Origin of the sequence: Crenothrix polyspora, from assembly GCF_900163755.1 — a bacterium.
Lineage (GTDB): Bacteria > Pseudomonadota > Gammaproteobacteria > Methylococcales > Methylomonadaceae > Crenothrix > Crenothrix polyspora.
This window is the reverse complement of the sequence record NZ_FUKI01000105.1, coordinates 1-16,212: the sequence shown is the minus strand read 5'-3', so window position 1 is coordinate 16,212 and position 16,212 is coordinate 1. Positions and strand designations below refer to the sequence as shown.

The 16,212-nt window shown below is 43.4% G+C and carries 15 protein-coding genes; 7 read left to right on the top strand and 8 right to left on the bottom strand.

The window, feature by feature from the left end:
- Positions 1–12: 12 nt before the first annotated feature.
- Positions 13–870, bottom strand: a complete 858-nt coding sequence (locus tag CRENPOLYSF2_RS08040) for an NADP-dependent methylenetetrahydromethanopterin/methylenetetrahydrofolate dehydrogenase (RefSeq protein WP_087143440.1) — start codon at positions 868–870, stop codon at positions 13–15.
- Between the two features lie 226 nt (positions 871–1,096).
- Here CRENPOLYSF2_RS08040 and CRENPOLYSF2_RS08035 point away from each other — a divergent pair, with 226 nt between their 5' ends.
- Together CRENPOLYSF2_RS08035 and CRENPOLYSF2_RS08030 are read left to right on the top strand one after the other, a co-directional pair.
- Positions 1,097–2,077, top strand: coding sequence for a malate dehydrogenase (locus CRENPOLYSF2_RS08035; protein WP_087143439.1), 981 nt, complete (start codon positions 1,097–1,099; stop codon positions 2,075–2,077).
- Positions 2,078–2,123: 46 nt separating this feature from the next.
- Positions 2,124–2,747, top strand: coding sequence for a PH domain-containing protein (locus CRENPOLYSF2_RS08030; RefSeq protein ID WP_087143438.1), 624 nt, complete (start codon positions 2,124–2,126; stop codon positions 2,745–2,747).
- A 52-nt stretch (positions 2,748–2,799) separates the two neighbouring features.
- Here CRENPOLYSF2_RS08030 and CRENPOLYSF2_RS08025 read toward each other — a convergent pair whose 3' ends face one another.
- Entirely contained in the window at positions 2,800–3,174 is a 375-nt protein-coding gene (locus CRENPOLYSF2_RS08025) for a DUF3597 domain-containing protein (protein ID WP_087143437.1), read from the bottom strand.
- A gap of 314 nt (positions 3,175–3,488) precedes the next feature.
- On the opposite strand from CRENPOLYSF2_RS08025, the gene CRENPOLYSF2_RS19355 reads away from it, so the two are divergent.
- A complete protein-coding gene (locus tag CRENPOLYSF2_RS19355) occupies positions 3,489–3,614 on the top strand; it encodes a hypothetical protein (protein WP_272867700.1) in 126 nt (41 codons plus the stop codon).
- A 258-nt stretch (positions 3,615–3,872) separates the two neighbouring features.
- Here the strand turns inward: CRENPOLYSF2_RS19355 and CRENPOLYSF2_RS08015 are convergent, their stop codons facing one another.
- From CRENPOLYSF2_RS08015 to CRENPOLYSF2_RS08000, 4 genes are all read right to left on the bottom strand, one after another.
- Entirely contained in the window at positions 3,873–5,489 is a 1,617-nt protein-coding gene (locus CRENPOLYSF2_RS08015; RefSeq protein ID WP_087143435.1) for a N,N-dimethylformamidase beta subunit family domain-containing protein, read from the bottom strand.
- A 249-nt stretch (positions 5,490–5,738) separates the two neighbouring features.
- Positions 5,739–6,896, bottom strand: coding sequence for a cell division protein ZapE (gene zapE, locus CRENPOLYSF2_RS08010; RefSeq protein ID WP_087143434.1), 1,158 nt, complete (start codon positions 6,894–6,896; stop codon positions 5,739–5,741).
- Between the two features lie 141 nt (positions 6,897–7,037).
- Positions 7,038–8,045, bottom strand: a complete 1,008-nt coding sequence (moaA, locus tag CRENPOLYSF2_RS08005; RefSeq protein WP_087143433.1) for a GTP 3',8-cyclase MoaA — start codon at positions 8,043–8,045, stop codon at positions 7,038–7,040.
- A gap of 65 nt (positions 8,046–8,110) precedes the next feature.
- A complete protein-coding gene (locus CRENPOLYSF2_RS08000) occupies positions 8,111–8,443 on the bottom strand; it encodes a TraR/DksA family transcriptional regulator (RefSeq protein ID WP_087143476.1) in 333 nt (110 codons plus the stop codon).
- A 401-nt stretch (positions 8,444–8,844) separates the two neighbouring features.
- On the opposite strand from CRENPOLYSF2_RS08000, the gene CRENPOLYSF2_RS07995 reads away from it, so the two are divergent.
- Both CRENPOLYSF2_RS07995 and CRENPOLYSF2_RS07990 read left to right on the top strand, forming a co-directional pair.
- Positions 8,845–9,360, top strand: a complete 516-nt coding sequence (locus CRENPOLYSF2_RS07995; RefSeq protein ID WP_087143432.1) for a hypothetical protein — start codon at positions 8,845–8,847, stop codon at positions 9,358–9,360.
- Between the two features lie 210 nt (positions 9,361–9,570).
- A complete protein-coding gene (locus CRENPOLYSF2_RS07990; RefSeq protein ID WP_087143431.1) occupies positions 9,571–10,584 on the top strand; it encodes an isocitrate/isopropylmalate dehydrogenase family protein in 1,014 nt (337 codons plus the stop codon).
- Between the two features lie 76 nt (positions 10,585–10,660).
- Here the strand turns inward: CRENPOLYSF2_RS07990 and CRENPOLYSF2_RS07985 are convergent, their stop codons facing one another.
- A complete protein-coding gene (locus CRENPOLYSF2_RS07985) occupies positions 10,661–11,062 on the bottom strand; it encodes a helix-turn-helix domain-containing protein (RefSeq protein ID WP_087143430.1) in 402 nt (133 codons plus the stop codon).
- A gap of 19 nt (positions 11,063–11,081) precedes the next feature.
- Positions 11,082–11,387 (bottom strand): type II toxin-antitoxin system HigB family toxin, encoded by a 306-nt coding sequence (locus CRENPOLYSF2_RS07980; RefSeq protein ID WP_087143429.1) that lies wholly within the window; start codon positions 11,385–11,387, stop codon positions 11,082–11,084.
- A gap of 242 nt (positions 11,388–11,629) precedes the next feature.
- Here CRENPOLYSF2_RS07980 and acnB point away from each other — a divergent pair, with 242 nt between their 5' ends.
- Together acnB and CRENPOLYSF2_RS07970 are read left to right on the top strand one after the other, a co-directional pair.
- Positions 11,630–14,179: a bifunctional aconitate hydratase 2/2-methylisocitrate dehydratase gene (gene acnB, locus CRENPOLYSF2_RS07975; RefSeq protein WP_087143428.1), complete on the top strand. Its 2,550-nt coding sequence runs from the start codon at positions 11,630–11,632 to the stop codon at positions 14,177–14,179.
- A 477-nt stretch (positions 14,180–14,656) separates the two neighbouring features.
- Positions 14,657–15,967 carry a DEAD/DEAH box helicase gene (locus tag CRENPOLYSF2_RS07970; RefSeq protein ID WP_087143427.1) on the top strand — a complete coding sequence of 437 codons (1,311 nt, stop codon included), beginning with the start codon at positions 14,657–14,659 and terminating at the stop codon, positions 15,965–15,967.
- Positions 15,968–16,212 lie beyond the last annotated feature (245 nt).

Here is a 16,212-nt window from a genome sequence, read left to right as displayed (position 1 = left end):
AGATTTGTAAGCTTAAGCCATCTCCTTAGCCAAAGCAAAAATAGCCTCAGCATCCAACACCTGTTTATTGTCCTCAAATAACTTGGCAATACAGGCACGATGCACAGCCAGCTTTAGCGCACCAAACCCCAACGCACCCCAAACAATTTTACCGTGCCGTTCAACACCTTTGTCCATCATATCCACACCGCCAATACCCAGTGGTGGCGTGGTGTTGGCATCAGCGATTAATTCCAAAGTCGGGTGGTTTTGCCATTGCTCAGGAGATAACAAAGATATGCCCGCAGCACCCGTGGCCAAGACAATATGTACGCCGTCAATCGCCACAGCCCTGGCGGCATTATCGACCGCTTCAATAGCATGCAAAGCCACACCAAAACGTTCAGACATCGCCTGACAAGCGTGTTCGGCACGCGCCAAACTGCGTCCTGTTATTGTAACCTGTGCGCCTTCTTTAGCTAACATAACCGCCGCACGTTGACCAACAGGCCCTGTTCCCGCCAACACCACCGCTTTTTTACCTACTAATGAGCCACTGGTCGCCAATTTGGCCACTGCCGCCGCCGCTGTGGTATTACAACCATTACTGTCCAACATGACCGACACCTGAAAGCCAGAAAAAAACTGCCTCTGCACGGCTTTTAACAGCAACTGCCCCACCACCATATCGCTGCCACCGACAAAAATGGCGGTATTCTTTTTATCTTTAGGTGCGCGGGTAAAAATTGTGCCTTCTACTAACGCGGCAATATTATCAGGCGTTAAGCCGCCGTAGCCAATGACATGATCTGCGCCGCCATCATAAGCAACGACGCTATCAAAAGAAGAAGGATGGTTATCGGTATCAAATTGGAAGAGCAGTTTTTTCATGTGGGGTCGGGGTATATAATTCGCATGTAATCCATTAAAGTAAAGCAATTATAACCGAGATAGCCGCAAATACCGCACAAGCTCAGATAGATTTGCACCTACCTGTGCGTTTTCGTTATGATTGGGTAACGAACACTTAAAAAGCCTAAGCTGTACAGCGACACCATATTTCGTATCGTCACTCTAAGGCCGCTAAAAACAAAAATCATACCTATAAGGCAAGCAAATGAAACAACCTATTCATATAGCGGTTACCGGCGCAGCAGGACAAATCAGTTATTCGTTGTTGTTTCGCTTGGCAGCGGGCGACTTTTTGGGCAAGGATCAACCTATAATTTTGCATTTGCTTGAGATTAGCCCTGCCCTGCCCGCTTTACAAGGCGTGGTGATGGAATTACAAGATTGCGCCAGCCCTATCTTGCACGGAGTTATCATTACTGATGACCCTAAAATCGCGTTTAAAGATGTCGATTATGCGTTTTTAGTTGGCGCACGACCCAGAAGCGCTGACATGGAACGCAAAGATTTGTTGCAAGTCAACGCGGCGATTTTTTCGGTACAAGGCAAAGCGTTAAATGAAGTCGCCAACCGCACTGTAAAAGTGCTGGTCGTTGGTAATCCCGCTAATACTAATGCCTTAATTGCCCTGAGCAATGCACCGGATTTAAAGCCGGAAAATTTCAGTTGTATGACGCGGCTGGATCACAATCGTGCCTTAAGCCAACTGGCAGAAAAATGTGATGTATTAGTCACCGAGGTTAAAAATGTCATTATTTGGGGCAACCATTCCGGTACGCAATACCCTGATATTCAGCATGCTAAAGTCAAAGATCAGGGTGCGTTATCGTTAGTCGATCATAATTGGTTTGAAAATACGTTTATCCCTACCGTACAACAACGGGGTGCTACGGTTATTAAAGCGCGTGGACTATCCAGCGCAGCTTCTGCGGCTAATGCAGCAGTCGATCACATGCGTAGCTGGGTAGTAGGAACGTCTGAAGGCGAATGGGTCAGTATGGGAATTTATTCAGATGGCAGTTATGGAATCGAGCCAGGTTTGATGTATTCTTATCCTGTGACTATAAGCAATGGCAAAGTGAGCATTGTACAAGGACTGGATATTAACGATTTCAGCCGCCAAAAAATGCAGCTAACAGAAACGGAATTAAAAGAAGAACGGAGCGCTATAAAACACTTGTTAAGTTGATTGCAGCAGCTAAACTTAGGCTTATAGCTCACCGGAGATAAAAAACATGTTTAAGAATATAGCTGCTGACGTATTTGGTTTGAGTGATATTGGCAAAATCATTGAAGCCAAAGATTTTGATAAGACCGATATTGATGAATATGTTTTTCAGGAAGACAACGAGAAAATCTTTGTGGTCATCAAATCCAAGTCTGATGAATACTGTTTTACCAATATTGCTTTTATCCATTTGGACGGCAACATTGCCGCCAGTAAGAAAAAAACCTTAAACCGCTATCTTTATAAGCATTACCCCATTAGCCATGTGCGCATTGAAACGGCGGGCACGATTGATCTGGATGCGGAACTTAAGTTTAAATACGGCGAACAAGAAATTTCTATCGACATCGACAAAAAGCAGATGGAGCAAATCCGAGATCTCTACAAAACCCTGTTTACCATTTCTGAAAAGTGCAAAGACATCCAAAAATACATGGCAACCTTGCAACAAAGTCACGAAGCCATCTGTAAAATGTTTGTGCTACGCGAATTGCCGGAGCAGGTAGTGTTAAGCCTACCCGATATCATCTGCCAAACCGTACAACAAGTGGAAAGCCATTACAATACACGCCGACAAACAATACAACACTACGATTTTAGTGCTGTCTTTGAGCGTTATATCGCGCACTAACACCAACCAAAAGACCTGGCAGATTTTAAAAACCTGCCAGGTCTATAGCATATTAATCCAACAAATCAGCCGGAATATTGCCGCCATTTTGCGCCAATTTTTGCAAGACAGCCTTATGCAACCACATATTCATTTGCGCTGAATCACCCATTGTTGAAGCAGGACAAGCCAATTCTGTGGCAAGTTCTTTACGAGCAGCCAAGCTACTGTCTATTCCTAGCAACTTTAATAAATCAACAATCGACACGCGCCAATTCAGTTTTTCCGCATGAGAAGATGCCAATCCTTCCAATTTAGAAACGACATCAACTTCACTAATAGCAGTCGCAGTAATAGCCGCAACAGCAGGATCAACTGCACCAGGCGCTTCCGCAGCCTCCGCACTACCAATACCCAATTTTGAAAGAATGGAACTAAATATACTCATGGTTAATCCTTATGTGTGTATGTAAAGTTATTGCGATTATTTCTGTAACACTGACATGAAAGCAGACTTTTAATCCAAAAAAGTAGCATTATCAACATTGCCACCCTCACTCAAAAGCCGCCAAAGTGATTTTACACCAACTCTACGTTAAAGCTGATGCTTTTTAGAATAAGACTAATGCACTGTTTTATTGGCACAGTTCAAGACAACGACAGATAATCATGCCACAATGGCTACAAGCCAATAAAAGGCCACGCTGTCTGTTCAAACTTTTTTGGATAGATATGTTGTTACTTATACCCAAAGAGAAAACTATGAAAATCGTTAGTCCATTGCTGTTAATCCTATTTACTATTGCCACTTTAACAGCCTGCGACGGCCAAGGCCAAGGCCCTAAAAAACCGACTAACGCCACGTCAACACAGATTACCCTGTTATAACGCTGTTGATAACAACGCAGTAAATGCTAATACGGCAATAGATAAAACACAGATGACAGCACATAACCGATGATACGAATTTTATATACAGCGTTTTTAACTTAGGACAGTTACAGCCACCGTTCGTGCTGAGCTTGTCGAAGCATGAACGGCACACTTCGACAAAAGCTCAGTGCGAACGGTTACGCTGTCACTATTGAACTGTGAAAACGCTGTATTTTATCCGTATCAATCAGTACAACCTGTATCATCCGTGTTTTACTTGGGTAACGGCGCACTGATCAGTCGCGCCAGCACATTGCGGGTAATTTTTTTTACCAAGCGATTTTCAAGATTGACAGTTCTTAAATAGCTGTCTAAACCCCAAACCCACTGCATAGTGCCGCTTGCAAAAACAGTTGAAACGGGGTTGTTGCACGGTGTCAGTGTGCAAGGTTTAGTGTAAACCGTCATGTGTGCTTTTGGCTGACTTACACTACTGGAGGCAAATTCAGGGTACTCAACCGCATTGGTTGGTACCGACGAGCTAGCAACAATCTGCAAATTAGCCGGCGTTTTGCCGTTATTAAATACCCTGTCTGCCTCATAACCTAACAAACCTTTAAAAACAGCACCAACGCCAAGCCCAGTGCCGGTATAAATCCAATGTGATGGCTTGCCATTAGCAAGCTTGGGGTCGGTTTTAGTGGTGATAACATTGCCATTAACTGGCCAAAAACTGTACATAATACCCACCAGCTCATTTTCAGGACTGTTTGCCCACCGCTCATCTCGCCACAGCGAGGTGACCAAATTATCATCTATGGTACTAACATTGGTTGCCAAAGGGTCTTCTGTTTCAGCATACTCTTTATAACCAACAAGCGTACGGTATTTTTGGGTCACCAAAGGGGCGCTGGCAGACTCTAATCTAACCTGCCAAAAAGCCGTATTGGCACCAAAAAATCCTAAACCGATACCGTGATTTTGAGCCGTTTGAAAATTATTGCGCATAGACTTCGTCCAATATTCGTCATGCCCTACTGACAATAAAGCCTTATGATTCAGTAAGCCGCCATTGCCAATATGAGAATCGGTGTCAGTTTGATAAGTCACATCATAGCCTTCGCGCTCTAAAAAAAACAACATCTTTATCTCCCAAGCAGTCAATAACCCTAAGCCTTGCCAGTCATCATAGGGCCGGTTAAAAGATACTTTCCGCGCAGGAATATGCGCATCATCGGTAAGATCAGTATCGGATGCAACCGGTACAGCGTTAGAATTATAGCTATACAAAGATTTCCCCCCCCAGGCATTATAAGCTTGCCACGTCAGAGTAGCGACTTGAAACAAGTAATCTGAATTACGGTTAATCTCTCTGACAACAAAAGGAATATATTGTCCTTTTTTAGATGTATTACCAATGACAGTAACCACATAAATACCGCTTAACCAGGTTTTCGGCACTATCAGCTCATAAGATTTAACCCAATTAGCCTGAACCATACCGGTCACCTTGTCGGATGCAGGTATATTTTGGGATTTACTGATGATTACAACCGGTGTAACAACCCGTCTGGCACCTGCGCCGCCATACCAGCCTAAGCGATACACGGCTAATTTAAAGTTGGCATCAATACGTGGGTTAGCGTTAACATAAAAGGCAATACTGTCACCTGGGTTAACAGACTCTTTATTTGCGTAACCTTCCATATCATGTACATTGCTCGGCGCATAAAAATCATCCCACTCCGCAAAACCTGGCTTAGCATTTTCAATTTGCACCAAATTAGCGGCTAAGCTAAGCTGACTAATAAAAAATAAAGTCAAATAGTATGCCGCAGCACGAATGAACCGAAAAAAATTAAAACAGGGTGTTGCATTAAAGGAATACATAAATTTCTCATGGTTTTTTATTTTTAGATAACAATACTGACAACAAATTAAATAGCTTTTCAAATAACCGATTTTTCTTTAATCATTTGAAAAATATATAATCACCAGTAATAAAATAAAAAATACCTTGCCCTTTAATTTTATATATAGCGTTTTATTCTCGATTGATAACAGATGAAGTGTAGTTTGGCTTAGGTGTTAGCAGTAAGCCAACATAAGCACGCCTTTTGATAGTAAAAAATGTCGCCTTTATAATTGACGACTTGACAGTGCTGTTTGTAAATAACGCGCCGATTGCATCTCAATCAATCGTGACACCGTGCGCTCAAATTCAAACGAACCATCACCTTCGGTATAAATTTCAATAATGGGTACGGCTGAGCTGCAAATCAAGGTCACCTTGTGTTCATAAAGCGCATCGACCAAACTCACAAAACGCTTGGCTTCATTACGCATGGCAACGGTTAATTTAGGAATATTGGCAATAATCACGGTGTGAAACAAACTGGCTATTTTTATATAATCCGCCGAACCCAAAGATTGCACACACAACTCATCAAAAGAACTGAGTGCAATACCTTTATGCACGGCTTCCAAAGTAATGTGGTGTGCCCATATCTCCAATACTACCGATTGTCTGGGCGCACACAACGTCAAACTGTCAAAATGGTGTTGAATAAAGGCATTAGCATAAGCATCTAACGGAAAACAATAGTGGATTTTATGTGTGCTTGCTTGCTGTAAGCGAAAATCCTCCAAAGCGCTAAGCTCGACAATATCCGCTGCATTTTCTAAAACTTTAATGAAAAATAAAAATTGTTCTTTTTGCAAACCGCCTTGGTATAAATCGTTTGGATGACGATTTGAAGTAATAATCACAATCACCCCTAACTCGAACAACGCCGTAAATAATCGGCCTAAAATCATCGCATCGGCAATATCAGTGATGTGAAACTCATCAAAACACAATACCCGTACGGAATTTCTAATTTGTTTTGCCAAGCGTGGTAACGCATCGGAAATATGTTGCTGACGACACTGATGGGTAAACGCATGCACTTCCATCATAAAAGCACTAAAATGCACGCGGCGTTTTTGTAAGATTGGGCAAGCCTGATAAAACAAATCCATCAGCATAGATTTGCCGCGTCCAACACCACCAAAAATATACAAACTTTTGCACGCTTCTGGCCGTTTAAACCATAATTTTTCTAAAGTAGATGCGTGTTCGTAAGCAATATTAAGCAGTAAATTATTCAGTAAATTTTGCAAAAACTGCAAAGTATTAAGTTGCGCGGCATTAGCGTGAATATGCTGTTTAGCTACTTTATCTTGATAACATGCCAACAGCAGTCCAGAAGATTCTTGCGAACGGGGCGCTGTAAATACAGCAGACTTTTTTAGCATAAGATACACAGTATAGCCACGAGATGCAAAATCAGTAAAGCATTACAATCACGCCGCCTAAAATACTCAGTAAACGTTATCCGGTGGCTACGTTGTCAGTCGTAAACGTTAATAACGCAGCGCATTATTGTCTAACATATATCATCCACCGGTCATATTCATGTAACGCAATATAACCGGCTGTTCATGAATGTTAAATTCGTGTTTTTCGGGCTTAATCCGCATAGCATCCACAATAGCCTGTTTTAAAGCCACTGTGTCATTAGGCTTGGCACGTAATAAGTTTTTTAAATCAACAGAATGCTCGTTGCCCAAACACAGTAATAATCGACCTTCCACAGTAAGCCGTACACGATTACAAGTACTGCAAAAATTGTTACTGTGTGGCGAAATAAAGCCGACACGGGATTGTGTACCTGCGACTTTAAAATACTGCGAGGGGCCACCGGTTTTTTCTGTACTGGCCAGTAAAGAAAATTTTTCAGCCAAATCTGCCTGAATCATATCGCTGGAATAATACGCTTCAGAGCGATTGTGCTGATCAACCACACCCAAAGGCATTTCTTCTATAAAACTAATGTCGATACCCAGATCAACTGCAAACTGAACCAACTCGACGACTTCTTGATGATTCCTGTTTTTTAAAATAACCGCGTTGAGTTTAATACGTTCAAAACCCGCCGCTTGTGCAGCTGTAATACCACGCAGCACCTGATGTAAATCGCCAGTGCGGGTAATGGCTTTAAATTTGTCAGCATCCAGCGTGTCTAAGCTGATGTTAAGACGCTTTACCCCTGCTTGACGTAATGCCACCGCCATAGTTTCAAGCTGCGATCCATTGGTAGTCAATACCAGCTCATGCAAACCGCTCATACTGCCTAGCTGCTGCAATAGCGTTAGCGCACCTTTTCTAATCAGCGGCTCACCACCGGTTATCCGAATTTTAGTCACCCCCAATTCAGTAAACGCTTTTGCCAGCGTATAGATTTCTTCCAGTGATAATATCTGCTGACGCGGCAAAAATGTCATGTCTTCGGCCATGCAATACACACAACGAAAATCACAACGATCGGTAATGGAAATTCTTAAATAGGTAACAGCCCTGCCAAAACGATCAATTAGTTGTGTAGGTTTAGTGGATGAAGTCATACAGAGTGATTATAAACGCCAGAACGCTAATGGTAACATACTATCAATTAAGCTAATAAATGGCTTTAGCAACCCGCCGGCTGAGTAGCGCATTTAATACACATACTGGCATGTGGAATGACGCTTAGGCGTTCATAATCGATTTTATCGCCACACAGTTCACAAATGCCGTATTCCCCGTTATCTATGCGGGCAAGCGCCTGTGTAATCATTGCTCGTTTTACCTGAACAGAGTCGTTTAAACGCTCTGCCAGTTCACCACTTTCGGCTTGTTGCGCTAAATCTTTACCTAATGAAATATCAACGTCCTGAACATCTTCAGTGATTTTACTCAACCGCTCGTCAAGCTCTTCCAGCATTTCAAATAATTGATGTCGTACAGCGTCATAAGCTTTCATAATAAAACCCTGTTTAGCTTTTGTGTGATGCATCATTACAACATTTTTTAAAGCTGACATGCGTATCGTATCATTGGTACTTACAAATGCAATCAATCCACCGTTAAACTTCAGCGCTATTGGTAAGTGATAGCCTGTTTGATCGCTACGCTACAAAAATATACTTGCTATGTAAAGGTAATATTACCGATAAAAAAGGTGAATAGTTCACAGATTTTATAACTATTCACCCATACACTTACACCGGCGTTACCACTACAATTAGTTTAAGTAGCTCCAACATACAAAGCGAACTGCTTGACTTTGTATGTGCTATCTTTAGCGACTGTGCTGACGTGTTATCAGTTGTGTAGTTTGGAGCTGCTCTTTTTTGTTTTTGATTTTTTGAGAGGAGAGTAACAATGTTTAAATGGTTTTATGCTATTTTCATAGCTGCAATTTTAGCGATTAGTTCGCATGCGTTTGCAAAAAACAATCCTGTAAACGCTATAAATATCAATATTGGTTCCGATGGGCGTGGTGTTGATGGCAACGCTATCGGAAAAGTTCGTCGTTTGAGTGGCGATGCGCTGGCATCTGGTGTTGTTGATGTGTTTATCGTCAAAGCACCTAAAAAAGGTGGACCGATTTTTATTGAAGGCGGCTTGTCTGCGTGTGCAGAAGCTGGATTTAGTTCAACCTCTAAATCGTTTAATAAATTTATTGGTAACTTGCGCGCTATCCATCCAAAAACAGGCACTTTTATTAATGTCAGTGCCACACCAAGCTGCACTAAAACCACGCCACCACCTGTTATGTGTGGCGGTATTGCAGGTTTAGCCTGCCCAACTAATCAAGTCTGTGTCGACGATCCAAACGATACCTGCAACCCTAATAACGGCGGCGCTGATTGTTCGGGTATTTGCAAAACCAAATAAAGCGCAATCTTTTTGTTTATCAAATGCTACGTAGTTTTTAATTCCATCTCACAGGAACGCGGTTTTACCCGTTCCTGCTTTTTGCCCCCCCTAGCACGACTATTTAACACGCTGTATAGCTAATCGTAGCACTAAAGCACTATAATTTACGTGAAGATGACAGGTAAAACCCATTACCTTGCATCTGTTTTTTAGTCTACGGAGATATGAATGCACGCGGTTACGTTAATTAAAGGTGATGGTATAGGCCCCTCCATTATGGATGAGGCGGTAAAAGTGATTAATGCGTCTGGCGCAAAAATCTACTGGGAAGAAGCTTTTGCGGGTTTGAGTGCTTTTGAGCAATTCGGTACGCCGCTACCCGATGCGACAATGGCATCCATCGATAAAACCCGCATTGCTTTTAAAGGCCCATTAACCACCGTGGTGGGCACCGGTTTTAGAAGCATTAACGTCGCGTTACGGCAAAAATACGAGTTATACGCCAATGTGCGCCCCGCCAACAATTGGGACGGTGTTAAAACCCGTTATGATAATGTCGATATTGTCATCGTCCGCGAAAACACCGAAGGCCTGTATTCCGGCCTGGAACATTATTTAACCCCTAAAAAAGACATTGCCGAAAGTTTGGCGGTCGTCACTCGCACCGGTTCACTGCGTGTTATCGAGTATGCGTTTAAATACGCCCGCGACAATAATCGCAAGAAAGTTACCGTCTGCCATAAGGCCAATATCTTAAAATTTACCCAGGGTTTGTTTCTGGATGTTGCGCGTGAGGTTGCAGCGCGTTACCTTGATATCCAGTTTGATGAAAAGATAGTCGATGCCGCCTGTATGCACATGGTGATGAACCCGCAACAATTTGATGTGGTGGTGACCACCAATATGTTCGGCGATATTTTATCGGATTTAACAGCCGGTTTGGTGGGTGGATTAGGTTTGATTCCAGGCGCTAATATTGGTGATGATGCCGCCTTATTTGAAGCGGTACATGGCAGTGCGCCAGATATTACCGGCAAAAATCTGGCTAATCCTGCCGCTGTGGTAATGGCAGGCGTGATGATGTTAAACCATTTGGGCGAATTTGATGCGGCTAAACGGGTGCAAACGGCTATAGAAAAAGTGGTGCGGGAAGGCAAGTTTGTTACGCCGGATTTAAATCCACAGTCTACCTGCGGCACTAAAGAAATGGGTGATGCTATTGTGGCGGCGATGGGTAATTGATAGTAACTCACTTTTAGCCTGAGCAATTAAAAGCTGGTTCACTCCACTCGGAACTGAGTGTGGGTGAACCAATTGCTTAAAAAAACACATCTACAGAAACACTAAAGCGTTTTGACAGTATCTGAATTTGCCGTGTATTTAATTGGCGCTTGCCACGTAAAATTTCTGAGACAACGCCCTGGCTACCTATTTCTGGCAAATCGCTTTGTTTTAGCTGGTGTTCGGCCATTAAATACGCCAATATGTTTTGCGGTGTGGATATAGGTATTGGATAGTGGGTTTGTTCGTAGTCTGAAACAACCATGCCCACTATATCCAGCAATGAAGCCAGTGGGTGTTGTTCGTTTTCGCCCACTTCATCGATTAAATCGTTTAGTAAAGCAAGACGCGCTTGATATTCCGCCTCGGTGTAAGGCACTGAAACCAATGGAGCTATAGGTTGCCAGTTGTTTTGCATTGATTGCAGGGTGTTGTTCATAAACTACCTCTAGTTGCCATTATGACTTCCATTTTCCTTTGTCATACTCGTTATGGGTTAGGATGTCACGGATATATATTTTGTTCCGGTTATAATGAATGGCTGCGATTAGGCGTACATTATTCCCTTGAATATTAAATACCGTTAGCGAATCACTATTCTTACTTTTAACCACATCGGCACTCGGAAAAAGTGCTTTGACTTCAAGAAAGTTAGTAAAATTATTTTTTCTAACTAATTGATACCAGGTATCAAGTGACGATTTTGCATCAGGGTGTATTTTGCTGAAAGAATTGATAAGCGAATAGGAAATAATATGCGCCATTTAGCATCCTTGAGGGTTGTGAAAAATAATTTGTATAGGTAGGATTCATATTTATTTCCTATTGAGATGCGCTGTAGCCACTTGTATTCTACTATTCAAAAATGCCGATTTTTATATTTATTGTTGTATTTCTATCTCAGCTAAAGATAGATGAAACAATCATATCTCAATATGAGATATTCACAAAGAACTTTATTTCCTTGTAATCACTGTATGATTTTTTTATTTGAGGATTCTTATTGATGCTAGAACAATACCGCAACCACGTAGCCGAACGCGCCGCCGAAGGCATTGTACCTAAACCCCTTGATGCAGAACAGACCGCCGCATTAGTCGAACTCATCAAACAGCCACCTACTGGTGAAGAAAATTTTATCCTGGATTTATTGACTAACCGCATTCCCGCCGGTGTTGATGAAGCCGCTTATGTTAAAGCTGGATTTTTAGCAGCGGTTGCCAAAGGTGAAGTCAGTTCGCCTATTTTAAACGCAGAATACGCCACCGAATTACTGGGCACCATGCTCGGTGGTTACAACGTAGCGCCACTCATCGAGCTATTGGATAACCCTGCAATGGCCACGATTGCCGCTAAAGCACTCTCGCACACTTTGCTGATTTTCGATGCTTTCCACGATGTACAGGAAAAAGCCGAAGCGGGCAACGCTTATGCCAAGCAAGTCATCCAATCCTGGGCGGATGCCGAATGGTTTACCAATAAGCCGGTCATGCCGGAACGATTGACCGTCACCGTGTTTAAAGTCACTGGCGAAACCAATACCGATGATTTATCTCCCGCACCGGATGCCTGGTCGCGGCCTGATATTCCACTACACGCCAAAGCCATGCTGAAAATGCCCCGCGAAGGCATTACTAATGCCGAGCAGCAAATCAACGAACTCAAGCAAAAAGGCTTTCCGATTGCTTATGTCGGCGATGTGGTCGGCACGGGTTCGTCTCGCAAATCAGCTACTAATTCGGTGCTGTGGTTTATGGGTAATGACATTCCCTATATCCCCAACAAGCGCGAAGGCGGCGTGTGTATTGGCGGCAAGATTGCCCCAATCTTTTTTAATACGATGGAAGATTCTGGCGCATTGCCATTTGAGTGCGACGTAAGTGCGATGGCGATGGGCGATGTGATCGACATTTATCCTTATGCAGGCGTGGTAAAACGCCATGACAGCGGTGAAGAAGTCTGCGCATTTGAACTTAAAACCGACATATTATTAGATGAAGTCCGCGCCGGTGGCCGTATTCCGTTAATTATCGGTCGTGCGTTAACAGACCGTGCCCGCAAGCTGCTAGGCTTGAGTGCCTCGACGGTTTTCAAGCGTGCGGGCGATGTGGCGGCCAGCAGCAAAGGCTTTACGCTGGCGCAGAAAATAGTCGGTAAAGCTTGCGGTGTAACCGGTGTACGACCCAATATCTACTGCGAACCGTATATGACCACCGTTGGTTCACAAGATACCACCGGCCCGATGACCCGCGACGAATTGAAAGACCTGGCCTGTCTGGGTTTTTCTGCTGATTTAGTATTGCAATCGTTCTGCCATACCGCTGCTTACCCCAAGCCAATAGATGTCGCCATGCAGCACAGTTTGCCGGACTTCATCATGAATCGCGGTGGCGTGTCGCTGCGCCCTGGCGACGGTATTATTCATTCGTGGCTCAACCGCATGTTGTTGCCCGATACCGTGGGTACGGGCGGTGATTCACATACCCGTTTTCCGCTCGGCATTTCGTTTCCAGCCGGTTCCGGTTTGGTGGCGTTTGCGGCGGCTACCGGCGTTATGCCGCTGGATATGCCGGAATCCGTATTGGTGCGCTTTAAAGGCACAATGCAGCCAGGCATTACCTTGCGCGATATGGTCAATGCCATTCCTTACGAAGCCTTAAAACGCGGCTTGTTGACGCTGGACAAAAAAGGCAAGAAGAACGTGTTTTCTGGCCGAATTTTAGAAATTGAAGGTTTACCTGATTTAAAAGTTGAGCAAGCGTTTGAACTGTCCGATGCCTCGGCTGAGCGTTCTGCTGGCGGTTGTACCATTCGTTTAAATGAAGCACCGATCCGTGAGTATCTCAGCTCCAATGTCACTTTATTAAAATGGATGATAACGCAAGGCTACGGCGATGTGCGCACCATTGAGCGCCGCATCAAACACATGGAAGACTGGTTGGCTACGCCTGTACTGCTGGAAGCCGATGCCGATGCCGAGTATTTTGAAGTTATCGAGATTAATATGGATGACATTAAAGAGCCACTGCTTGCGTGTCCAAATGACCCTGATGATATCAAACCGCTGTCGGCAGTGGCAGGTACACACATAGATGAAGTTTTTTTAGGTTCGTGCATGACCAATATTGGCCATTTCCGTGCCGCTGGGAAATTGCTGGACAAAATGACTGGCGAATTACCCACCCGTCTTTGGATTGCACCACCCACCAAAATGGATCAAAACCAGCTAACCGAAGAAGGTTATTACGGGGCGTTTGGCAAGGCCGGTGCGCGTATGGAAATGCCGGGCTGCTCGCTGTGCATGGGCAATCAGGCACGGGTGAAAGAAGGCGCTACGGTGGTGTCTACCTCAACACGTAACTTCCCTAATCGCTTGGGTAATGGTGCTAATGTATTCTTATCGTCAGCAGAATTGGCGGCGGTGTGTTCAATTTTAGGTAAAATTCCGACATTTGATGAATATATGCAGTATGCTAACCAGATTAGCGCGACGGCAGATGATACTTATCGCTATCTCAACTTTAATCAGATGGAAAGTTACCAAAAAAATAGTTAACTTAACGAAGCGCTGTTTAAATGAGCAGTTAATCAAAATATTTTTCACCTGTGTGACAGGGCTTTAGCCTAATTTTTGCAGCTAAAGCCTAGCACACAATAATAAGCAGTGCTAAGAAAGCTATAAACTCCTATTTACAGTATTTTTAATCAGGATAAGTTGTGATATATCGGTGTAGGCTGGGTTAGTAATAAAATAACCCAACATTTTCTCAAAACCATTATGCTGGATTACGGTTAACGCCTCCTTAACCGCCTCACTCAACTATCAACACGTTACTAAACAACCCCCTCCTCTTTACTTGAAAAAACACCTTAAAAGAGGGAGCTGAACAACCACCCTACCGAACAGAGTATTACTTAATTCAATATTATTTCCGAATTTTATACATCAAATGCCTATCGCAGCTTTACAGCACAGTCTGCATTATTACGCATTACTATTCTCACCCCTTTTAACCCACAGAGATTTTCATACATGTCTTTTGCACAACTTGGATTAATTCCAGAGATTTTAAAAGCCGTCGCCGAACAAGGCTACACCACGCCTACCCCTATACAACAACAAACTATTCCGCTGATATTGCAAGGTAAAGATGTACTGGCAGGCGCACAAACGGGTACGGGAAAAACCGCCAGCTTTACCCTTCCCATGTTACAGCGTCTAACAGAAACTACAAAAACACTGCATAAAGCCCCCCCCGTACGCGCTATTATTTTAACGCCGACCCGTGAGTTAGCAGCACAAGTACACGACAACGTAAACATTTACGGCAAACATTTAGCATTGCGTGCCGAAGTCATTGTCGGCGGTGCTAGCATTATGATGCAAACCCGTAATTTACGTAAAGGCTGCGATATTATTGTTGCGACTCCAGGTCGATTAATCGATCATATTATGCAAAAAAACGTCAATCTTGGCCAAGTAGAAATACTGATCCTAGATGAAGCGGATCGTATGCTGGACATGGGATTTTTACCGGCAATACGCCAGATTATGAATTTATTACCTAAACAGCGACAAAGTTTACTGTTCTCGGCCACCGTGCCTAATGACATTAAAACACTGGCTGCAACTGTCCTCAACAACCCTGTTTCAGTAGAAGTCGCCAAACAAAATGCCACGGCGGACAACATCAGTGAGCGCGTTTACGGTATTAAGAAAGAAGACAAACGGGCGTTATTATCGTATTTAATTGGTAGTAATAACTGGCAGCAAGTATTGGTTTTTGTACGCACCAAGCACGGCGCAGATCGCTTAGAAAAACAACTTATTCAGGACGGCATTCGCAGTACAGCAATGCACGGCGACAAAAGCCAGGGCGCACGCAACAAAGCACTGGAATTTTTTAAAACTGGCAAAGCCACTGTCATGGTAGCAACCGATGTCGCCGCGCGTGGTTTAGACATTGATGATTTGCCGCATGTCATTAATTATGATTTACCACAAGTGCCAGAAGATTACATTCACCGCATTGGCCGTACTGGCCGTGCAGGCGCTAAAGGCGAAGCTTTGTCGTTGGTATGCCCTGAAGAAGCGCATCAGTTGGCGGATATTGAAAAGCTCTTAAAGCGTACAATACCGCGTGTAGCAGATACTGGTTATGAAACGGTATCACTAAAAGTGATGGATTCTCCTAAGAAAAACGCACCCGCTAAAACCACAGGTAAAAAAGATTTTCGACACAGTAACAAACCTAATGAACGTAACTCTAAAAGTGCAGGCCATAATTACGGTGATTCAAAAAGGCCGCAACGTTCTAAATCGCAAGCATCGCGTAGTCGTTAAATTTTATTGATTTATAACAACACTAATCTGTGCCAAAAGTCTTTATTTATGGCACAGACTAAATTTTGGCTCGCCAATTACACGCCTCTCATAAGGGCTACAAACTTAATACCTGTGCGGCATTAAATTTCGTAGCCCTACTTTAAAGATGATTATTTTTTGCCCCGCTTTTAATAAATAACCCTCTGTACATGACAAAAAAATAAGCCAATGAAATGTCATATAATTTTCGTTTTTGTAAACGA